This is a genomic window from Micromonospora matsumotoense (assembly GCF_050951065.1).
Lineage (GTDB): Bacteria > Actinomycetota > Actinomycetes > Mycobacteriales > Micromonosporaceae > Micromonospora > Micromonospora matsumotoensis.
The window spans coordinates 652,355-673,879 of record NZ_CP192025.1; the positions used below are offsets into that span (position 1 = coordinate 652,355).

Genomic DNA, 21,525 nt, shown 5'->3' on the forward strand with positions numbered 1-21,525 from the left:
TCGCGGCCGACCGACCTCGTCGGCCGGCCTGATCACCGCATCCCACCCGCCCTCGCGCTGCCGAGTTGCGCCCGGCAACCGGTCCGGCCGGTGGCCGTCGTGCCGGACCGGCGGATCGGGCGGCACACCGTGACCGCCGTCACCGGTCCGCCGGTCGGCGTGAAGAACACGTCAAGAAACCGTGGCTGCCCGTCACGGTCGCGTTATGGACCCTGCCCCATCGGACGACAGCGCGTTGTGATTGCCCGGCGTGGCCGGAAGGCGGTCACGGCGTTCGGGTCCGGTTGAGGGAGTCCGCGTGTCTGACGTGGTGTTCGTGCTGGTGACGGTGGTGCTGTTCGCGGCGCTCGCCCTCGTGGTGAGGGGCGTGGAGAAGCGGTGAACGCCGTCAACGCCGTCGGCCTGGTGCTGGCGATCGGTCTGGGTGTGTTCATGGTCGTCGCGCTGCTGTTCCCGGAGCGTTTCTGATGACCACGGCCACTGCCATGACACCCATGGCCACCCCGGGTACGACGACAGCCGGTGTCGTCTTCGTGTTGTCCCTCGTGGTGGCGCTGGTCGCCGCGTACCGCCCGGTCGGTGACCACCTGTACCGGGTGGTCGCCGGTACCCGGCAGTCCCGGGTCGAGCGCGGGGTGTTCCGGCTGGTCGGGGTGAACCCGGCCGCCGAGCAGTCGTGGGGCGTCTACGCCCGCAGCGTGCTGGCCTTCTCCGCCGTCTCGGTCCTGTTCCTCTACGCCTTCCAGCGGTGGCAGGACCACCTGTGGCTGTCGTTGGGCTTCGGCCCGGTCGTCCCGCACGGCGCCTGGAACACCGCTGTGTCGTTCGTGACCAACACGAACTGGCAGTGGTATCCGGGTGAGTCGACCATGGGCCACCTGGTGCAGATGGCCGGGCTGGCGGTGCAGAACTTCCTCTCCGCCGCGGTGGGCATCGCGGTGGCGGTGGCCCTGGTCCGGGGGTTCGCCCGCAGCCGTACCGGCGAACTGGGCAACTTCTGGGTGGACCTGGTCCGGATCACGCTGCGGGTGCTGCTACCGGTGGCGGTGCTCGGCGCGCTCGTGCTGATGCTCGGCGGCGTGGTGCAGAACCTCTCCGCCGGCACCGACGTGACCACCCTGACCGGCGGCGGTCAGACCGTCACCGGTGGGCCGGTGGCCAGCCAGGAGGTGATCAAGGAGTTGGGCACCAACGGCGGTGGCTTCTACAACGCCAACGGCGCCCACCCGTTCGAGAACCCGACGGCCTGGACGAACTGGGTCGAGCTGTTCCTGATCCTGCTGATCCCGTTCAGCCTGCCCCGGGTGTTCGGCCGGATGGTCGGCCAGCACCGGCAGGGCTACGCGATCGTCGCGGTGATGGCCGTCCTGGCGCTCGGCAGCGTCACCCTCACCAACGTGTTCGAGCTGGCGGGGCAGGGCACCGTGCCGCAGGCCGTCGGCGCGGCGCTGGAGGGCAAGGAGGTCCGCTTCGACGTGTCGAACTCGGCGACCTTCGGGGCGGTCACCACGCTGACCTCCACCGGCGCGGTGAACTCGGCCCACGACTCGTACACCGCGCTGGGCGGGATGATGACGCTGGGCAACATGATGCTCGGTGAGGTGGCCCCCGGCGGGGTCGGCGCGGGCCTGTACGGGCTGCTGGTCCTCGCGGTGATCACGGTGTTCGTCGCCGGTCTGATGGTCGGCCGGACCCCGGAGTACCTGGGCAAGAAGATCGGTTCCCGCGAGATCACCTTCGCCTCGCTGTACTTCCTGGTCACCCCGGCCCTGGTGCTGATCGGCACCGCCGCCGCCTTCGCCAGCGGCAACGCCTCGACCGCGTTGAACGTCGGCCCGCACGGCCTGTCCGAGGTGCTCTACGCGTTCACCTCGGCGAGCAACAACAACGGTTCGGCGTTCGCCGGGATCACCGTGGGCACCCCGTGGTGGAACACCGCGCTCGGGCTGTGCATGCTGCTCGGCCGGTTCCTGCCGATCATCCTGGTGCTCGCGCTGGCCGGATCGCTCGCCCGCCAGGCGCCCACCCCCGCCTCCGAGGGCACCCTGCCGACCCACCGCCCGCTCTTCGTCGGGCTGGTCGTCGGCGTCACGGTGATCCTGGTGGCGCTGACCTTCCTGCCCGCGCTCGCCCTCGGCCCGCTGGCCGAAGGGCGGTGACCACCATGGGGAAGAACGACATGACCGTCCCGTCCGTGGCACCCGGCGGCGACCGGTCGCCGGTCGCCGGCCCACCCGACGCCCCGGGACCGGTCGACCCACCCGCTGGCCGGGCACCGACCGGCGGCCGGGCCGACGGTGGCCTGCTGGACCCCCGGCAGCTGGTCCGGTCCCTGCCCGACGCGCTGCGCAAGCTCGACCCGCGCACCCTGTGGCGCAACCCAGTGCTGCTGATCGTGGAGATCGGCGCGGTCTTCACCACCGTCCTGGCGGTGGCCGACCCGTCGGTCTTCGGCGGGGCGATCACCGGTTGGCTCTGGCTCACCGTGCTCTTCGCCAACCTCGCCGAGGCGGTCGCCGAGGGCCGGGGCCGGGCGCAGGCCGCCTCGCTGCGGCAGGCCAAGCGGGACACCATCGCCACCCGCCTGGTCGGCTGGGCCCCGGGCGCTCCCGCCAACGCCTACACCGACGAGGCGGTGCCCGCGCCGGAGCTCAGGCAGGGGGATGTCGTCCTGGTCGCGGCCGGCGGGACCATTCCCGGCGACGGTGACGTCGTCGAGGGCATCGCCAGCGTCGACGAGTCCGCGATCACCGGTGAGTCCGCGCCGGTGATCCGGGAGTCCGGCGGTGACCGCAGCGCCGTCACCGGCGGCACCCGGGTGCTCTCGGACCGGATCGTCGTCCGGATCACCCAGCGGCCGGGGGAGAGCTTCATCGACCGGATGATCGCCCTGGTCGAGGGGGCCAACCGGCAGAAGACCCCGAACGAGATCGCGCTGAACGTCCTGCTCGCCGCGCTCACCCTGATCTTCCTGCTGGCCGTGGTCACCCTCCAACCGTTGGCGATCTCCGCCAAGGGCTGGCAGGCCGCCGCGCCCGACACCGGGGCGATCACCGACTCCGGGGTGACCGGGGTGGTGCTGGTGTCCCTGCTGGTCTGCCTGATCCCGACCACCATCGGGGCGCTGCTGTCGGCGATCGGCATCGCCGGCATGGACCGTCTCGTGCAGCGCAACGTGCTGGCCATGAGCGGTCGGGCGGTGGAGGCGGCGGGGGACGTCGACACGCTGCTGCTGGACAAGACCGGCACGATCACCCTGGGCAACCGGCAGGCCGCCGCGTTCCTGCCGGCCGAGGGGGTCACCGCCGCCGACCTGGCCGCCGCCGCGCAGCTGTCCAGCCTCGCCGACGAGACCCCCGAGGGTCGGTCGGTGGTCGTGCTGGCCCGCGACGGGTACGACCTGCGGGAGCAGGAACCGGCGCTGCTGCCGTACGCCACCTTCGTGCCGTTCACCGCGCAGACCCGGATGAGCGGTGTCGACCTGTCGGCCGGGGTCGCACCGGCCCGCCGGGTCCGCAAGGGCGCGGCGACGGCGGTGCTGACCTGGGTACGGGAGCACGGCGGCCACCCGGACGGGCAGGTCGGCCAGGTGGTCGACGAGATCAGCGGGCTCGGTGGCACCCCGTTGGTGGTGGCCGAACACGTCGACGGGGAGCAGGCCCGCGCGCTCGGCGTCATCCACCTCAAGGACGTGGTGAAGGCCGGGATGCGGGAGCGGTTCGCCGAGCTGCGCCGGATGGGCATCCGGACCGTGATGATCACCGGTGACAACCCGCGTACGGCGAAGGCGATCGCCGACGAGGCCGGGGTGGACGACTTCCTCGCCGAGGCGACCCCGGAGGACAAGCTCGCCCTGATCCGCCGGGAGCAGGAGGGCGGTCGGCTGGTCGCGATGACCGGGGACGGCACCAACGACGCCCCGGCGCTGGCCCAGGCCGACGTCGGGGTCGCGATGAACACCGGCACGTCGGCGGCGAAGGAGGCCGGCAACATGGTCGACCTGGACTCCGACCCGACCAAGTTGATCGAGATCGTGCAGATCGGCAAGCAGTTGCTGATCACCAGGGGCGCGCTGACCACGTTCAGCATCGCCAACGACGTGGCGAAGTACTTCGCGATCATCCCGGCCATGTTCGCCGGCATCTATCCCGGCCTGGACCGGTTCAACGTGATGCGGCTGGGCAGCCCCGAGTCGGCGATCCTCGCGGCGGTGATCTTCAACGCCCTGGTGATCGTCGCCCTGGTGCCGCTGGCCCTGCGCGGGGTGCGTTACCGCCCGGCCGCCGCGTCCCGGCTGCTCGGCCGCAACCTGCTGGTCTACGGCCTCGGCGGCATCGTCGCGCCGTTCGTCGGCATCAAGCTCATCGACCTGCTCATCCAGTTCGTTCCGGGAGTCTCGTGATGCGCCCACCCGCCTGGCTCGCCGCCCATCTCGCCGCGCTGCGCGCCCTGCTCGTGTTCACCGTGCTGCTCGGGGTGGCCTACCCGCTCACCCTGGTCGCCGTCGGTCGGCTACCCGGCCTCGACGGCCGGGCCGCCGGGTCGCTGCTGACCGTGGACGGCCGCACCGTCGGCAGCGCCCTGATCGGGCAGTCCTTCACCGACGCCGACGGCAATCCCGTCCCGCGCTACTTCCAGTCCCGCCCGTCGGCGGCCGGCGACGGCTACGACCCGACCGCCTCCGCCGCCTCGAACCTCGGCCCGGAGAGCGTGGTGGACACCCTCGCCGTCGACCCGCAGGACTCGACCCGGAGCCTGCTCAGCCAGGTCTGCGCGCGCAGCCGGGCGGTCGGCGCCCTGGACGGCGTCGACGGGCGGCGGCCGTACTGCACGCCGGACGGGGTGGGGGCGGTGCTGGCGGTGTTCCGCGCCGACGGGCTGACCGGCCGGGTGACCCGGGTGGTCAGCGTCAACCAGACCGCCCCGGCCACCCCCTTCGTCTCCACCTGGGACGGGGTTGCGGTGGAGCTGGCGAAGCCCGGGGAGGACTACCGGGCCGTCGGTGGGCTGGTCACCCCGGTCCGGGGGGACGCACCGGAGCACCCCGCCGTCCCCGCCGACGCGGTCACCGCCAGCGGCAGCGGCCTCGACCCGCACATCAGCCCGGCGTACGCCGAGATCCAGGTGGCCCGGGTGGTGCGGGAGCGCGGCGCGGACCCGGCGGTGGTGCGGCGGCTGGTCGCCGAGCACACCACCGGTCGCACCCTGGGCTTCATGGGCGCCCCCGGGGTGAACGTGCTGGAACTCAACCTGGCCCTCGACCGGAGCCTGCCCGTCCGCTGAGCGGCCCGACGCGGGCGGGACGCCACTCCGCCCGCTCGGGCAGCCGGAGCGGGGTGGCAGCCGGTGGCGGGCCGGGAGCCGGTCGCCGGGTCGGAGCGGGCCGGCGGTCGGGGCCCGGGGCGGTGCGCACAGCGAGAGGATGGTCCCGTGCCACGAGGTGAACTGCGCATCTACCTGGGCGCCGCCCCCGGCGTCGGCAAGACGTACGCCATGTTGGAGGAGGCCCGGCGGCGGGCCGGGCGGGGCACCGACGTGCTGGTCGGCCTGGTGGAGACGCACGGCCGGCCGCACACTGCGGCGATGATCGGCGACCTGACGGTGCTGCCCCGCCGCACACTGCGTCACCGGGACGCCGAGTTCACCGAGCTGGACCTCGACGCCGTGCTGGCCCGCCGCCCGGAGCTGGTCGTGGTCGACGAACTGGCGCACACCAACGTGCCCGGCTCCCGGCACGAGAAGCGCTGGCAGGACGTCCAGGAGCTGCTCGACGCGGGCATCTCGGTGCTCTCGACGGTCAACATCCAGCACCTGGAGTCGATCAACGACGTGGTCGCCCGGATCACCGGCACCACCCAGCGGGAGACCGTCCCGGACGCCGTCGTCCGCGCCGCCGGGCAGGTCGAACTGGTCGACATGACCCCGGAGGCGCTGCGCCGGCGGATGGCACACGGCAACATCTACCGGCCCGACCGGATCGACGCGGCGCTGGGCAACTACTTCCGGCTCGGCAACCTCACCGCACTGCGCGAGCTGGCCCTGCTCTGGCTGGCCGACAAGGTCGACGACCAGCTCGACCGGTACCGGGCCCAGCAGGGCATCTCCGCCACCTGGGAGGCCCGGGAGCGGGTCGTCGTCGCCCTCACCGGCGGCCCCGAGGGGGCGACGCTGATCCGCCGGGCGGCCCGGATCGCCGCCCGCACCAAGGGGGCCGACCTGCTCGCCGTGCACGTGGCCCGCAACGACGGGTTGGCCGGGGCGGACCCGGCCCAGCTCGCCCGGCAGCGGGTCCTGGTGGAGAGCCTCGGCGGCAGCTACCACCAGGTGCTCGGCGGGGACGTCCCGGCCGCCCTGCTCGACTTCGCCCGGGGGGTCAACGCCACCCAACTGGTGCTCGGGGCGAGCCGGCGCGGCCGGTTCGCCCACCTGGTCGCCCGGGGCGTCGGCGTCACCACCACGGCCCGTTCCGGGGCGATCGACGTGCACCTGGTCACCCACCCGCAGGCCGGGCGGGGCCGGCGGGGGACCGGGATGCCGGCGGCGCTGTCCCGACGGCGGCGGCTGCTCGGGTTCGCCCTCGCCGGGCTGGGCCTGCCGCTGCTCACCCTGCTGCTGTCGACGCTGCCGGACCTCACCCTGACCAACGACATCCTGATCTTCCTGGCCGGGGTGGTCGGGGTGGCGCTGGTCGGCGGGCTCTGGCCGGCGCTGGTCGCCGCGCTCGGCGGATCGCTCCTGCTGAACTGGTTCTTCACCCCGCCGTACCGCACGCTGACCATCGCCGAGGCGGACAACCTCCTGGCGCTGGGCGTCTTCGTCGGGGTGGCGGTCGCGGTGAGCGGGGTGGTGGACGTGGCGGCCCGACGTACCCGGGAAGCGGCCCGCGCCGCCGCCGACGCGCAGACCCTGGCCACCGTCGCCGGCAGCGTACTGCGCGGTGAACGGCCACTGCCGGCGCTGCTCGACCGGCTGCGGGAGACCTTCGCGCTGCGCGCGGTCAGCGTCCTGGAACTCGCCCCCGACGCACAGGGACGGCCCGACCGGGCCCGTGAGGAGGGCGTCTGGCGGCGGGTCGCCAGCGTCGGTGTGGACCCGGCGGGCAGCCCCGGCGCGGGGGAGACCACGGTGCCGGTCGACGACCGGCTGACCGTGGTGCTCAGCGGCCGACGACTGGAGGCCGCCGACCGGCGCATCGTCGAGGCGTTCGCCGCCCAGGCCGCCGTCGCGCTGCGCCAGGAGCGGCTCGCCGAGGAGGCCGCCACCGCCCGGCCGCTCGCCGAGGCCGACCGGTTGCGCACCGCGCTGCTCGCCGCGGTCAGCCACGACCTGCGTACGCCGCTGGCGTCGGCGAAGGCCGCGGTGAGCAGCCTGCGCAGCCCGGACGTCGACTTCGACCCCGAGGACCGGGCCGAGTTGCTCGCCACCGCCGACGAGTCGCTGGACCGGCTCGGCCGGCTGGTGGCGAACCTGCTCGACATGAGCCGGTTGCAGGCCGGCGCGTTGGGCGTCACCCGCACCGCGATCGGCCTGGAGGACGCCGTACCGCTGGCCCTGGACGAACTGGGGCCCGCCGCCGCCGACGTGCGGACCGACATCCCCGCCGACCTGCCGGCGGTCGACGCCGACCCGGGCCTGCTGGAACGGGTGCTGGTCAACGTCGTCGCGAACGCCCTGCGGCACAGCCCACCCGGGCAGCCGCCCACGCTCACCGCCAGCACCCACGCCGGGCAGGTGGAGCTGCGGGTCATCGACACCGGCCCCGGCATCCCCGAGGACCGCTGGGAGCACGTCTTCCTGCCGTTCCAGCGGCTCGGCGACCGGGACAACCAGACCGGGGTGGGGCTCGGGCTGGCGCTGTCCCGGGGGCTGGCCGAGGCGATGGGTGGCAGCATCACCCCGGAGACCACCCCCGGCGGAGGGCTGACCATGGTGCTGCGGCTGCCCGCCGCCGACGAGAGGCCGGACCGGTGACCCGCATCCTGGTCGTCGACGACGAACCCCAGATCCTCCGCGCGCTGCGGATCAACCTGCGCGCCCGGGGGTACGACGTCGAGGTCGCCGGGACGGGCACGGCCGCCCTGAAGGCCGCCGCCGGCCACCCGCCGGACCTGGTGGTGCTCGACCTGGGCCTGCCCGACCTCGACGGCGTCGAGGTCATCCGGGGGCTGCGCGGCTGGACCACGATCCCGATCATCGTGCTCTCCGGCCGGGCCGGCAGCGCGGACAAGGTCGCCGCCCTCGACGCCGGTGCCGACGACTACGTCACCAAGCCGTTCGGGGTCGACGAACTCCTCGCCCGGATCCGCGCCGTCACCCGTCGGCTCACCAGCGCGCCGGTCGACGCCGCCGCCGAGGCCCGGGTGGGCCGGCACACCGTCGATCTCGCCGCCCGCGTCGTCACCCGTGACGACGGCGCCGAGGTCCGGCTCACCCCCACCCAGTGGGCGGTGCTGGAGCGGCTGCTGCGCCACCCCGGGAAGCTGATCAGCCAGCGCCAGCTCCTGCACGAGGTGTGGGGGCCGGAATACCAGCACGAGACCAACTACCTGCGGCAGTACCTGGCGCAGTTGCGGCGCAAGCTGGAGGACGACCCGGCCCGGCCCCGGCACCTGATCACCGAGCCGGGCATGGGCTACCGCTACCGCCCCTGACCGGCGTCGCCCGCACTCAGGCCGTGCCCCGGCGGTGACCGGGCCGGCGGCTTTCTTCGGCTGACGCCCCGCCTCCGTCATCGGGCGTCGCTGTCCCGCCTGCCCTATCCGATGACGAGTCCGATCGTCAGGGCGACGACCGCGAGGAGCGGGGGGACGAGCTGCTTGAGCGCGGCGCTGGCCTTCGACGGTGCCGAGATCAGCAGCACCAGGCCGGCGGCGACCATCGAACCGGCGCCGACGAAGACCAGGGTCGCGCCGACGGTGTGCGCGCCGACGGCGTAGGCGACGATGCCGACGACGATCGCGACGGCCAGGAAGAGGTTGTAGAAGCCCTGGTTGAAGGCGAGCTGCCGGGTCGTCTCCGCCTCCTCGCGGCTGGTGCCGAAGACCGCGCGGGCGCGGGCGGTCGTCCAGACGACGGACTCCAGGTAGAAGATGTAGACGTGGATGAGGCCGGCGATGCCGGCCAGGATGAGCCCTGCGACGACCATGACGCTGCCTCCTTGGTACGCGCGGACGGAGATGTCCGCCACCGTCATTCTTCCTGTCCGCCGTGTTCTCGAATCAGGTGGTGGCGGGTTTCCCGTGCGCCTCCTACGGTGGGGGAGACGTGGGGGAGGTTCAGATTGGTCGACGCGGGTGACGCGGTGCGTTGGCTCCAGCTCGCCGCGCCCCGCGGTGGGCCGGACGACCTGCCCCTGCTGGTGAACCGGGCCGCGCCGGCCGTCGAGGCCACCGAGATCGTGATCTACCTGGCGGACTACCAGCAGGCCAGCCTCGTGCCGCTGCTCGGTGCCGGTCTGGACCGCGAGGCGCTGCCGATCGAGACGACCCTCGCCGGTCGGGCGTTCACCGGTCTCGACGTGCAAAGCGCGGCCGACAGCCCGGACCGGATCTGGGTTCCACTGCTGGTCGGGTGCGAGCGGATGGGCGTGCTGGAGATCGTCTCGTCGGCCGCCGGGGACCCGGCGATGAACGAGGCCGCCTGGGAGTTGGCGACCTGCGTCGCACAACTCGTGGTGAACCGCCGACCGTACGGCGACGTGGTCGAGCGGCTGCGGCGTCGGCTGCCGATGCAGGTCGCCGCCGAGATCGTCTGGGGTCTGCTGCCCCCGCTGACCTTCGCCACCGATGACATGCTGCTCACCACCATCCTCGAACCGTGCTACGACGTCGGCGGGGACATCTTCGACTACGCGCTCAACGGTGACGTGCTCAGCGTCGGGCTGTTCGACACCTGCGGGCACGGCATCAAGGCGAGCACCCTGGCCTCCCTCGTGGTCAGCGCCTACCGCAACGCCCGCCGCTGCGGCCTCGACCTGGTCGACACGGCGACCAGCATCGACAGGTGGGTGCGCTCCGAACACCCGCACATGTTCGCCACGGCGCTCCTCATCGAGCTGGAGCCGAGCACCGGCCGGCTCCGGGTGATCAACGCCGGCCACCCGGGCGCGTTGCTGCTGCGCGACGGCAAGGCGATCCGGGAGCTGCCGGGCCCGACCGCGCTCCCGCTCGGCCTGGGCCACCTGACGACCCACCGCCCCGAGGTGCACGAGGAAGAACTGCACCCCGGGGACCGCATCCTCGCCTACACCGACGGCATCACCGACGCGCGTGGCGTCGACGGGGAACGGTTCGGGTTGACGCGTCTCGTCGACTTCGTCAACCGGGCCCTCAACGACCAGCTGGCCACCCCGGAGACGATGCGTCGGCTGGTGCGCGCGGTGGTCGCCTACCAGTCGGGGCAGCTCGACGACGACGCGACGGCGCTGTTGCTGGAGTGGCGTCCACCGCACGCACCGCTGTCCCACCTGCGCGACCGCACGGCAGTCGGTCCCTAAGTCGGCCGTCAACCCGGGAGATCCACGTTGCTGCACCTGCTGACAACGGAGAGTGATCAATAGACGGAAGCGCGCCGCCGGTCGTGGACCGACGACGCGCTGGTGACGTCACGAGAAGATTGCCTCAAGGATGTCAGCAACCCATTTCAACCAACAAGTGGACATTTTGCCGCATCGCCTCTGTCAGGTGGATGAACGTTGGTGCTCGATGAGCATCAATATGCCGGCGTCACGGCTGACCCGCGTACCGTCGATCAGTCGGAATGCTAGTTGAGTGCCGACACAGGGTGATCGAGGGCTCGGCTGTGCCTTCACTCAGGAAGGTCAGGGGCCTCACTGTCCGATATGATCGTTATTGGCATTTGATTACTTTTGTGGCGATACAATATGATTGAATGTTCACTGATTGGCTGCAGAAAGTTGTGTCAATAAGCGTGGTCTGCGGTTTTTATGAGTAGCCTTCATAGTGTTGCATGCTCGCGCTAGGCTCGGCGTCAGAGGCAATGCGCATCGTCTATGTCTGAATACGTGGGAGGCCGGGCGTGGAGGATCAGCTGGTCCTTGCGGTTGCGACAGCGCTGGCGACCAAGGGTGCTGAGGCGTTCGGAGCGGGGGCCCGAGAGGCGATCGGTTCCCTGTTCCGTCTGGTCCGCGACCGGTTCGGTGCGGGCACTCGGGAGTCGGTGGTGCTTGACGGTGCGGTGGAGCACCCGGAGGAGCAGTGGCGGCACACTGCGCTCGCCTCAGCCCTGGCTGAGGTGATGGATCGGGACCCGCAATTCGCCACGGCGCTCACGGACGAATGGCGCAGGCTCGCCGGATCGGGTGTCATCGCTGGTCAGGGTCAGGTGATCAACCACTTCACTGGAACGGCTGGGAAGGTCGTCCAAGCCCGCGACGTGCGGGGGGACATCGTTTTCTAGCTCCCACCGATGGGATTTGCGGCGGGGCGGGTGGGGGCGCGGACGATTGGCACAGAATTCCTACGGAGCCGAAAGCATGCTGCCGTTCGGCACCTCGAACGAGCAGTCGGGAAGCGTGACCGGCCTGAGTGTCCAGGCCGGTGCCATTCACGGCGGAGTGCATTTCATCGGTGGTGCCGTGGAGCGTCTGCCGATCCCCCGACAGCTACCTGCCCCGTCGCCGAATTTCACCGACCGGGGGCGTGAGCTGTCGGAGTTGGACGACCTTCTCGATCAGGGGGGAAATGTCGTCGCCGTGCTGTGTGGGCCGAGTGGCGTGGGTAAATCGGCCCTGGCGAGGCAGTGGGCCTACGGCAGGCAGGCCAGTTTCCCTGACGGGCAGCTGTACGTCGGGCTGCGCGGGTTCAGTGATGATCAGCCGTTGGACCCGGGGGTGGCGCTGGCGGCCCTCCTGCGGGCCCTGGGGGTGGCACCGGACCGGATTCCGCTGGACCTGGCCGAGCAGGTCGCGCTGTACCGCACGGTGACCGCGAACAAGTCCCTGTTGGTGCTGCTGGACGACGCCTTCTCGGCGGGTCAGGTCAGGCCGTTGTTGCCCGCTTCGACGTCGACGGTGGTCCTGGTGACCAGCCGCCGCCGGTTGACCGGGTTGCTGCCCGAGGGTGCGCGGCTGCTCGACGTGGGTCCGTTGTCGGCCCGGCAGGCGGTCGAGTTGTTGGGCCGGGCGGTGGGCCGGGAGCGGATTCTCAGGGAGTCCGAGCCGGCCGAGGAGTTGGCGGGAATGTGCGGCGGCTTGCCCGTCGCGCTCCTGGTGGCGGCGGGGCGACTGGCCTCCCGTCCCAAGTTGACAGTTCGCCGGATGGTCGCCGAGTTGGCCGACGAGGCACAGCGACTGGTCGGCCTGTCGTTGGAGGACGGTATGTCGATCAGAACGATGTTCAATTTCTCGTACCAGGCGCTGACGTCGGAGGCGTCGGCGTTGTACCGGAGGCTGGCCCTGCACCCGGGGACGGAGTTCGGCATGGATCTGATCACGGCAGTGGTCGGGCCGGATCGGGACCAGGTGCCCCGGGTCGGTGCGGTGGTGGGCGAGCTGCTGGACGCGAGTTTGCTGGAGGAGGTCGCCGAGGATCGATTCAGGTACCACGACCTGATCCAACTGCATGCCCGTGAGCTGGCGGAGCAGCATGACCCGCAGGACAGTCGGCAGGCGACGGTACGCACGATGCTGGAGTTCTACCTTGCCGCCGCCCACCGCGCGGACCTGGTGGTGACCCCCTACCGACGGCGGCTGCCGTACAGCTATCAACGGACCTTTGCGGGGCCACCCGAGTTCTCCGACCGGGCCGCTGCGCTCGGCTGGTTGGAGCGGGAGCGGAGCAACCTGATGGAGGCCGGCCGGGTAGCCCTCGGCCTGGGTCACCACGAGCTGGCCTGGCAGCTCAGCGACGTGATGTGGCCCCTGCTGCTCTATGTGAAGAACTACCGGGACCGGCTGGAGATCGACGAGCGCGGGGTGCAGGCCGCCCGGGCCTGGGGGAACGTGTGGGCCGAGGCGGACATGCTCAAGCGGCTGAGCCGGGCGTGTGGCCACGTCGGTGACCAGGAGGCGGCCGAGCGGCACGGGCGGGTGGCGGTCGACCGGTATCGGCAGGCGGGCGACGTTCAGGGTGTGATCGACGCGGAGGAGGGGTTGGCCACCCTCTACGCCGAGACCGGCCGGGAGGAACTCGCGGCGGAGGCGTACGCCCGGGTCCTGACCGAACGGCGGGCGCTGCCGGACGTGCGGAGCGTGGGGCTGTCCTGTCTCAACCTGGGCATGCTCCGGACCCAGACCGGCCGGCCGGCCGACGCGCTACCGCTGCTGGTGGAGGCCGGGGGGATCTTCGCCGAGCTGGCCGAGGTCGACCCCTACAACACCGCCCGGGTGCTGGTTGCGCTGGCTGATGCCCACCTCGGCACCGGTGACCTGGACGCCGCCGAGAAGTCCGCCACCGAGGCTGCAGTGCGGATGGCCGAACTCGGCACGGACAGCGAGCGGGCAGAGGCGGTGTACCTGCTCGGCCGCGTCGCCGGGCGACGCGGCGACGTCGAGGCCGCACGCCGGCACTTCCGGGAGGCCGCCGACGTCTTCACCGCGCTCGACTCGCCCCGGCTGCCCGACGTGCTCCGTCGGCTCGACGAACTGGCCGGCGACGTGGGCGAGCAGTAGCGCGTCCAGGATGGTGCGCTGGTGGTACAGGGTTCCGGCGACCCAGCGGGCGTGGAGCAGTTGAGCCGTGGCGGTGAGCAGTCCGACGGTCGGTGGGCCGGTGGCGGCCAACCGGCCGAGGCGCAGCGGTGGGCCGTTGCGTACGCCGACGGCGACGTCGCCCGACGAGGTGCCGACGACGGCGAGGGCCAGCCCGGGGTACACCGTGAGGAGGCTCGCGCCGACCTCGGCCGGGTTCTCGGAGTCGATGACGGTCACCACGACGTCGGCCAGCCGCGCCGAGCGGGGTGCCGGCCGACCGGTCAGGAGCGCCACGACGACGGGCTCAGCTGGCGAGGTCATGGCCGAGCCTCCCACAATTCGGTTGAGGAAACGGCACCGGGCCGGCCTGCCGATGCCGACCGGGCTCGGCCAGTTGGAGCAGCCGGTACATGGTGCGCCGTAACAGCATGCCGGCCTCCCCCGGCCGGCCGGTCAGCGCGGCCATCACCGCCTGCTGGTCGATCTTGCCGGCCGGGGCGAGTTGGGGCGACAGCGGTCGGCGCGGGTCCAGTCGGCTGGCGGTGGCGTCCAGCAGGTGCTGGGGCGTGCCGGCGGCGGGCAGTGAGCGCAGCCCGGGTAGCAGCAGGACCCGTCGTCCGATCGCGGCGGCATAGGCGCTGACGGAACCGTGGTCGCCGATGACGTGGTCGGCGGCGACCACCGGTCCGCGCCAGTCCTCGGTCGGATCGGGCAGCAGCAACCCGACGTCGAGGCAGTCGCGGAGCCAGGCCCGGATCTGGCGGTGTCCGTGTGCGTCCCAGACCGCCGGGTGCAGCAGCGCGGCGACCCGGTACCGGTCCGGTGGGAGCTGTGTCATCAACTGTGGCAGCAGATCGGGCCAGTGCCCGAAGACGCCGTCCCGGCCCCAGGTGGAGGAGACCACCACGAGTTCGTGCTGCTCGTCCACGCCCAGGCTGCGCCGGTAGTCCGGGCGTCGGGGAAGGCTGGCGACGAGCCGGTCGATGCAGGGGTCGCCGACGACCACCGCCGCCTCGACCGCTTCCGGGCACTGTCGGCGCAGCACGTCCAGCTCGTGGTCGTGGGAGAGGGCGAGGGCGGTCGGGAGCACCCGCCCGCCATGGGTCAGCCGCTGCGCGTCGAGGCCGTACACCGGCGGGTCCGCGAGCACCGGTCCGCCGTACGGCCCGGGTCTCACCCGTTTGCCGTGTCCGGCGCCGTGGGCCATCACCAGTAGGGGCGCGTGCAGTTGGTGCAGCCCGCCGTAGGCGGCGGCGAGGCCGAGGTCGAAGCGCTCCCGGACAGCCTGGTGCCAGGGCAGGACGAACGCACCCAGCCGGTCGAGGAACCCCTTCACCTGATGGTTGAAGACGTCCGGCGCCACGGTGAAGACCAACTGCACCCGGGGGTCGCTCTCGACGTACTCGACCACGTCGAGCAACCGCTGGCAGCTCGCGATCGTGTGGGTCACCACGAGCACCGTCCGGCAGCCCGCCCGGCTCACCCAGCGGCTGGCGTCGATGCCGACGGGGGCGGATGACCATTCCAGCGACGTCATTGGTATCCCTCCTGCACTGAATGTGGACGGGATTCAGCGTCGAGGAGCCGGTTGCGGATCACCTTGCCGATCGCCTTGCAGTGGCCTTGCAGTGAGCTGGGAAGTGGAATGTCTGATTTTGGACTCTACGTAGAAATATCTGATGACCTTGCTCGGCTGGAACAAGAATTAAATAGTCAGGTGTCGATCAAGAATATGCGGGGGCGGTGCTGATGGAGTTCTCGATTCTGGGTCCTACCGAACTCACAGTCGAGGGGCGGTCGATCCCGCTGGGTGCGGCGAAGCAACGCGGCCTGCTCGCCATCCTTCTCTATCACGCCGGAGATCCGGTACGGATCGAGACGATTGTGGAATTTCTATGGCAGGGCTCCGGTGTCGACGCCCGCCGCCCGCTGCTCTACACGCTGGCCAGTCGGTTGCGGGCGGTCCTGCGAACCGTCGGCCTACAGGATGCCCTGGTGCGGGTGCCCGGAACCGGCGCCTATCGGCTGACCGTTGATCCGGAGTTGGTTGACTACCACCGCTTCCTGCGATTGACCGCCGAGGCGCAGCAGGCAATTGGTCGGGATCAACATGATCGGTGTGTCGCCCTGCTCAGCAGAGCGATCGAGTTGTGGCGGGACGACCCGCTTGCCGACCTGCGTGGCGCGCGGTGCGAACACCTGCGGCGGGATATGCGGGAGAAGCAATTCAGGGCAGCGAAGCTCTTGGCGGAGAGCGAGTTGTCCACCGGGCAACACAACCGCGTGTTGACCCGACTGGAGCCGTTGCTGATCGAGAACCCGCTCGACGAGGGCCTGGCCCGATTGTGGGCCACCGCTCTGAACGCGGCCGGTCGCACCTACGATGCGCACGACTTTCTGACGGCCTACCGTCGCCGCTATCGCCGGACGATGCGCACCGACCCTGTGCTGGACGTCGCGGATCTCCTGCCCGGTGCGCCAGCCAGAAACCACCTTGCCGCTGTGGACGGGGCGGCGGTGCCGGTGCCCCGGCAGTTGCCGAACGACGTGCCCGACTACACCGGGAACACCGGGCTGCTGGACGAGTTGGACGCCCTCGCTGCCGACGGTGGTAAGGCAAAGGTGGTCGTGCTGACCGGGATGCCCGGGGTGGGTAAGACGACCCTTGCCGGACACTGGGGACACCGCCGGCAGAGCTGGTTTCCCGAGGGGCAGCTGTGCTTCAACGCGGAGGCGCACGGCCCGGTGTCGCCGGTACGTCCGCAGGAGGCGCTGCACCGGTTTCTGGTCGCCCTCGGTGTTCCGGCCGAACGGGTACCCGACGACCCGGACCGACGCGTCGCTCTCTACCACCGGCTGATGGCGGGGCGGCGGATGCTCGTGGTGCTGGACAACGTCGTCGACTCCGACCAGGCGCAGCAACTCCTTCCCCGCTCCGATACCAGCCTCACGATCGTGACCAGCCGTGACCGGCTTCGCGGCCTCGGCGTCCGACACGGCATCCGGAGCCTCACCGTCATACCGTTGTCGAGTCCGGAACGCCACCGGATGCTCAGCCGGATCATCGGGCCCGAGCGCGCCGACGCGGAGCCTGCGGCGTTGGAGACGCTGGCCCGGCTGTCGGGCGGGCTGCCGCTGGCGTTGCGGGTCATCGGTGAGCACGTCGGCTCCCGGCCCGAGGTCCGACTGGGCGACCTGGCCGACGAACTGGCGAACCGGCTGCTCGACATCGAGGGTGACGAGACCGACGAGATGACTCTACGGACGGTCTTCGCCTGGTCGGTCAACGCGCTCGCCCCGCTGCCCGCGAGACTCTTCCTCCTCCTCGGCCTCTGCCCGGGCAGCACCATCGGCGTCGAGGCGGCGGCGGCGATGCTGTCGGTGGATGCCGCCGATGCCGAGCGGGCCCTCGACCGGCTGGGCCGGGCACACCTGGTCAACCACGACACCGTCCGCCGGTACCGGATGCACGACCTGCTGCGCAGGTATGCCGCCGACCGGGCCCGGATGGACGAGCCGGCCGAGCAGCGGCGGGCAGCGCTGCATCGGCTGTGGGACTGGTACCTGCTCACGGCCTTCCACGCCGTCAGCCAACTGGAACCGGACCGGTCACCCGTCCCCGACCTGCCCGAGCCCGGCGGGGTGACCCCGATGACCTTCACCTCCGACGGTGCCGCCCTGCGGTGGTGTGAAGCGGAGCGGACCAACCTGCTCGCCCTGGTCCGGAGCGCCGCCGCGGAGGGCTTCCACCGGCACGCCTGGCAGATCGTCGACACGGTCCACGAGGTCTTCGACCGGTCCGGCAGCCAGGAGGACATGCGGGAGATGCTGGAGATCGCCCTCGAAGCCGCGACCGTCGAGGGGCACGACCTGGGCCGGTTGGGGACGCTCGCCAACCTCGGTACCACCTACTTCACCCGCCACGACCACCAGCGTGCCGGGGCCCTGTTCGCGCAGGCGCTGCAACTCGCCCGCGAGAAGGGATTCACCGAGTTGCAGATGGTCTGCCGGCACAACCTCGCCTCGGTTCAGCTACGGTCCGGCGCGACCAGCACCGCCATCGAGACCTTCCGGCAGGTCCTGACCGACTGCCGCACAGTCGGCCACGCGACCGGTGAGGCACTCACCCTCTACCACCTCGGCGATGCCTACCGTCAGCTCGGGCACTACGGACAGGCCCGCCGCCTCTACCAGCAGGCTCTTGCCATCTGTGACCGGATCGGCTCGCTGCGGGGGCAGAGCCTCAATCATGTCCGGCTCGCCGAACTCGGCCTGGACACCGGCGAGCCCGAGACCGCGCTCGCGCAGAGCCGGGTGGCGCTGGACCTGCACGACCGGGTCACCGACGACACGATCCGCTGTGACGCCCTCACCATCTCGGCCGAGGCCCAGCTCCGTCGGGGGCGGCACCACGACGCGTTGGCCGAAGCGACCCTCGCCCGGGCCGTCGGGGACGAACTCGCTGATCCGGTACGCACGGCGCGGGCCCTTGCCGTCCTGGCGGACACCCTCAGTGCGACAGGCGATCACGAGGGTGCCGCCAGCCGGGGTCGGGAGGCCCTCGACATCCTCGACGACACCAACGACCCGCAGCGGCAGGCCATCCGGGACCGACTCTCCGCGTACCACGATCACCGGGGGCGGTAGGACGAGCCGTGCGCGGGGCAGCGCTCGCGGCGCGGCCGGGGCCGCCGAAACGGTCCCGGCCGCGTCTCCTGCCGGAGTCACCCGTCGAGCGGCTTGATCCAGATCTTGCGGTACTGGACCGGGTTGCCATGGTCCTGGAGCCGGATCGCGCCGGCCGCCGGACCCTCCGGCCGGCTGCCGCCGGTCGGGCCCAGGATCTCCACGTCGTCGTGCACGGTGACGCCGTTCCACACCACGGTGACCCGGGGGTTCGCCACCTTGACGCCGGCCGCGTCGTAGCGGGCCTGCCGGTATTCGATGTCGTACGTCTGCCAGGTCTGGGGCGGTCGGGCCGCGTTCACGTCGGGCGCCTTCTGGGTGTAGATGGCGGCGGAGTCGTTGTTCTGCGGCGGGTCGACGCCGAACGAGTCCAGCACCTGGATCTCGTAACGGTCCTGGAGGTAGACCCCGCTGTTGGCGCGCTGCTGCCCGGTCACCTCCGGCGGATAGAGCGGCAGGTTGAACTCCACGTGCAGCCGGAAGTCGCCGAACGCCTGCACGGTGCGCAGGTCGCCGCCGCGTACGGTCATGGTGTTGCCGGCGAGCGTCCACTCCGGCTCGCGCCCGTCGGTGTGCTGCCACTCGGTGAGGTCGCCGCCGTCGAACAGGGTGATCCGTTCACCGCGCGGCCGGACGGCGAGCACGTCGAGGTTGACGTGCCCGGAGTCCGCGCTCTCCTTGCGGTATTCGACGATGTTGCGGCCCCGCCGCAGGTGCGCCCTGGTGGTGACGGTGCTCCACTCCTCCCAGGTGACGGTGGAGGGGAAGACCGTCTGTTCGATCCGCTTGCCGTTGACATAGAGGCTGAGCTGTTTCGGGCCGGAGAACGGGTTGGGACCGTTGCTGTAGCGCATCGCCAGGTCATGGTTGCCGGCCTCGGGCACGTCGACGGAGATCCGGGTCGACGAGCCGTCGTCGGCGAATCCGGCGGCGAAGCCGGCACCGGAGTAGGCGGCGTGGTCGGCGGCCATCCCGACGCCGACGGTACGACCCTCCTCGGCCTCGAAGAAGGTCTGCGGCTGGGTCACCCGGCCGGGGATCTCGTTGAGCGTGTACCAGGCCTCGGTGTTCCACAGTTGCTCGCCGTCGGCGGCGGAGAACGGGCGCGGGGAGCGGACGTGCACCACCCGGTTCTCCTTCAGGCCCGGGATGCGCAGCCGGACGGTGCGACCGTTGGCCGCCAGCACCGCCCGGGTCACGGTGAGCTTCTCCAGGTCGAGCTTGGGACCGCCGTACTGGCTGGTCGCCCCGTAGCGCCACTGCGTCACCTGGTACGCCTCGGCGAGCCGCCCGGCGGTCTCGGCCGAGACCGGCTCGGTGTACTCCAGGTCGAACCCGTTGGCGGTGGCCCGCATCTGCTTGACCTCGAACGTCGAGGTGCCGTTGGGGGTGAGCTTCTGCAGGCCGTAGCTGAGCTTGCCCTCCTGGCCCCAGTTGCCGCCGGCACCCACGCCGCCGACGTAGACCGCGCCGTCGGGGCCGAGGGCGACCTCGTTGACGCCGGCCTCCAGGCCCTGCGTGTGCCGGAACACCGCCCCCTGGTACTGCCCCTCGACCTCGTCGAGGTACACCCGTTGCAGGCCGCCGTAGGTCACGTCACCGACGACGAGTTGCCCGGCGTACGGGCCCTGCGCGAGCAGCACCGGAGTGGACGGTGAGTTGCCGATCTCGTTCTGCGGCAGCCAGACGATCGGCCGGGTCACCGGCTTGTCGTCGAACGGCCCGTCGGGGCTGGTGTAGTGGTTGAAGAACGCCCCCTGCTGGATCTGGACCAGTTTGGACGCGGGCAGCCAGCCACCCTGGTTGTCGGTGACGAGGACCTCGCCGCGCGGCCCCCAGCCGATCCCGTTCGGGGTGCGCAGGCCACCGGCGACGTACGTGATCTTGCCGGTCCGGGCGTTCACCTTGATCGAGGTGCCCCGGTGGGGGGCGGGCTGCGGCACGGTGGTGGCACCGCCCTGGTTGATCGCGACCGACAGGTTGAGGTGGAAGAACCCGTCCCGGTAGAGCAGGCCGAAGGCGAACTCGTGGAAGTTGCCGCCCCAGGGCCAGGTGGCGACCGTACGACGGTCGTCGGCGACGCCGTCGCCGTCGGTGTCCCGCAGCGCGGTCAGCTCGTGCTTCTGGCTGACGTAGACGGTGTCGTCGACCACCGCGACGCCCTGCGGCTCGCGCAGCCCGTCGGCGAACCTGCGGTAGGTCACCCGGTCGGGGCCGGTCGCACCGGTCGCGCCCTCGACCAGGTAGATCTCGCCGGTCGCGTTGTCGGTGCCACCCCAGGTGCTCATGACCAGGTCCCCGTCGGGGCGGAACGCCATCCCGGTGACCTGGGGCCGGAATCCGTCGGGGCGCAGGTCGGTGAGGGTGTAGCCGGGGTGCACCCGGTCGAGTGGCAGGCCGTCGCCGGCCGAGTCGGTGGCCCCCTCGCAGTACTTCCAGCCCGGCGCGGTGACCCGGACCACCCCGGCGTCGGTGCTCAACGCGGAGTTCGGGACGAGAATGAAGTCGGCGGCGCCCGGTGGCCGCCATTCGAGCCGCAGCACCTGGCCGCCGCCGTCGTCGAAGTGCGCGATCCGTAACGGGTGCAGGCCGGCGGTGAGGGTGGCCGATCCCTCCTTGGCGGTTTCGCCGTGCAACCCGTCGTGGTCGACGACGACCGTGTCGCCGATGGCCAGTCGGGAGCCGTCGTCACTGGTCAGGCGGAAGGCGTAGGTGCCGTCGACCGGTGCGGCGAGGTTGGCGGTGACGTGGCTGATGAACCGGTCGGCGAGCCCGAAGTCGTCCGTGCTGGTCCAGTTGACCTGCGGCATCAGCTTGTCGACGTTCGGTGTCTGCGCGGCCTTGAGGGTGCACAGCGCGGACAGCGGGGTGCCCATGTCGTACGAGCGCAGGGTGACGCCGGGTTCCTGCGGCGGGAGGTCGGCGGCGGGCGCGGCGGTGGCGGGGGTGACGGGGACGGTGGCGAGGACGGTCGCCAGGGCGGTGCCGGCGGCCACGAGCGCGGGTCTGCGACGCCAGCGCCGCCGGTGCGGGGTGGTCATGGTTCCTCCAGTGGTGGTGGGCCCGGCCGGGGAGGGACCGCGCCACTTTCTCCCGATGGCGGGTCGGTATGGAACTCGTCACACCAAAGATTGATCGCAGACGCTAGCACTTTGGATCGATTCGGGGAAACTTTTCGATGAAGGAGC

Annotated in this window: 13 protein-coding genes; 10 read left to right on the forward strand and 3 right to left on the reverse strand. The window is 71.4% G+C overall.

Going from position 1 to position 21,525, the window contains the following annotated elements; all coding sequences use genetic code 11:
• The first annotated feature begins 378 nt into the window (after positions 1-378).
• From kdpF to ACQP1S_RS03210, 6 genes are all read left to right on the forward strand, one after another.
• The gene (kdpF, locus tag ACQP1S_RS03185; RefSeq protein WP_067312053.1) at positions 379-468 is read left to right on the forward strand and encodes a K(+)-transporting ATPase subunit F; all 90 of its coding nucleotides are present in this window, start codon (positions 379-381) and stop codon (positions 466-468) included.
• Positions 468-2,159 carry a potassium-transporting ATPase subunit KdpA gene (gene kdpA, locus ACQP1S_RS03190; protein ID WP_432902779.1) on the forward strand — a complete coding sequence of 564 codons (1,692 nt, stop codon included), beginning with the start codon at positions 468-470 and terminating at the stop codon, positions 2,157-2,159. Before kdpF ends, kdpA begins: the two co-directional genes overlap by 1 nt.
• Positions 2,160-2,164: 5 nt before the next feature.
• Entirely contained in the window at positions 2,165-4,402 is a 2,238-nt protein-coding gene (gene kdpB, locus ACQP1S_RS03195) for a potassium-transporting ATPase subunit KdpB (RefSeq protein ID WP_432902781.1), read from the forward strand.
• A complete protein-coding gene (locus tag ACQP1S_RS03200) occupies positions 4,402-5,283 on the forward strand; it encodes a potassium-transporting ATPase subunit C (protein ID WP_432902784.1) in 882 nt (293 codons plus the stop codon). Before kdpB ends, ACQP1S_RS03200 begins: the two co-directional genes overlap by 1 nt.
• A 147-nt stretch (positions 5,284-5,430) precedes the next feature.
• The gene (locus ACQP1S_RS03205) at positions 5,431-7,971 is read left to right on the forward strand and encodes a DUF4118 domain-containing protein (RefSeq protein WP_432902787.1); all 2,541 of its coding nucleotides are present in this window, start codon (positions 5,431-5,433) and stop codon (positions 7,969-7,971) included.
• The gene (locus ACQP1S_RS03210; RefSeq protein ID WP_432902789.1) at positions 7,968-8,651 is read left to right on the forward strand and encodes a response regulator; all 684 of its coding nucleotides are present in this window, start codon (positions 7,968-7,970) and stop codon (positions 8,649-8,651) included. The genes ACQP1S_RS03205 and ACQP1S_RS03210 overlap by 4 nt, the downstream gene beginning before the upstream one ends.
• A 104-nt stretch (positions 8,652-8,755) precedes the next feature.
• On the opposite strand, the gene ACQP1S_RS03215 is transcribed toward ACQP1S_RS03210, so the two are convergent.
• Positions 8,756-9,145, reverse strand: coding sequence for a DUF1304 domain-containing protein (locus ACQP1S_RS03215; protein ID WP_432902792.1), 390 nt, complete (start codon positions 9,143-9,145; stop codon positions 8,756-8,758).
• Positions 9,146-9,280: 135 nt separating this feature from the next.
• On the opposite strand from ACQP1S_RS03215, the gene ACQP1S_RS03220 reads away from it, so the two are divergent.
• From ACQP1S_RS03220 to ACQP1S_RS03230, 3 genes are all read left to right on the forward strand, one after another.
• Positions 9,281-10,495 (forward strand): PP2C family protein-serine/threonine phosphatase, encoded by a 1,215-nt coding sequence (locus tag ACQP1S_RS03220; RefSeq protein WP_432902795.1) that lies wholly within the window; start codon positions 9,281-9,283, stop codon positions 10,493-10,495.
• 542 nt (positions 10,496-11,037) lie between these two features.
• Entirely contained in the window at positions 11,038-11,418 is a 381-nt protein-coding gene (locus ACQP1S_RS03225; protein ID WP_432902798.1) for a hypothetical protein, read from the forward strand.
• A 178-nt stretch (positions 11,419-11,596) separates the two neighbouring features.
• On the forward strand, positions 11,597-13,630 hold the full coding sequence (locus ACQP1S_RS03230) for a tetratricopeptide repeat protein (protein ID WP_432902801.1): 2,034 nt from the start codon (positions 11,597-11,599) through the stop codon (positions 13,628-13,630).
• A gap of 325 nt (positions 13,631-13,955) precedes the next feature.
• Here the strand turns inward: ACQP1S_RS03230 and ACQP1S_RS03235 are convergent, their stop codons facing one another.
• Positions 13,956-15,188, reverse strand: a complete 1,233-nt coding sequence (locus ACQP1S_RS03235) for a hypothetical protein (protein WP_432902803.1) — start codon at positions 15,186-15,188, stop codon at positions 13,956-13,958.
• A 212-nt stretch (positions 15,189-15,400) separates the two neighbouring features.
• Here ACQP1S_RS03235 and ACQP1S_RS03240 point away from each other — a divergent pair, with 212 nt between their 5' ends.
• The gene (locus ACQP1S_RS03240) at positions 15,401-18,298 is read left to right on the forward strand and encodes an AfsR/SARP family transcriptional regulator (protein WP_432902806.1); all 2,898 of its coding nucleotides are present in this window, start codon (positions 15,401-15,403) and stop codon (positions 18,296-18,298) included.
• 77 nt (positions 18,299-18,375) lie between these two features.
• On the opposite strand, the gene ACQP1S_RS03245 is transcribed toward ACQP1S_RS03240, so the two are convergent.
• Entirely contained in the window at positions 18,376-21,378 is a 3,003-nt protein-coding gene (locus tag ACQP1S_RS03245) for a family 16 glycoside hydrolase (RefSeq protein WP_432902809.1), read from the reverse strand.
• Between the last annotated feature and the right edge of the window lie 147 nt (positions 21,379-21,525).

Excerpts from the sequence above, each read along its gene's own strand:
- ACQP1S_RS03235 (WP_432902803.1), bottom strand. The coding sequence starts at position 15,188 with ATGACGTCGCTGGAATGGTCATCCGCCCCCGTCGGCATCGACGCCAGC.
- kdpA (WP_432902779.1), top strand. The coding sequence starts at position 468 with ATGACCACGGCCACTGCCATGACACCCATGGCCACCCCGGGTACGACG.
- ACQP1S_RS03245 (WP_432902809.1), bottom strand. The coding sequence starts at position 21,378 with ATGACCACCCCGCACCGGCGGCGCTGGCGTCGCAGACCCGCGCTCGTG.
- ACQP1S_RS03240 (WP_432902806.1), top strand. The coding sequence starts at position 15,401 with ATGGAGTTCTCGATTCTGGGTCCTACCGAACTCACAGTCGAGGGGCGG.
- ACQP1S_RS03200 (WP_432902784.1), top strand. The coding sequence starts at position 4,402 with ATGCGCCCACCCGCCTGGCTCGCCGCCCATCTCGCCGCGCTGCGCGCC.
- kdpB (WP_432902781.1), top strand. The coding sequence starts at position 2,165 with ATGGGGAAGAACGACATGACCGTCCCGTCCGTGGCACCCGGCGGCGAC.
- ACQP1S_RS03215 (WP_432902792.1), bottom strand. The coding sequence starts at position 9,145 with ATGGTCGTCGCAGGGCTCATCCTGGCCGGCATCGCCGGCCTCATCCAC.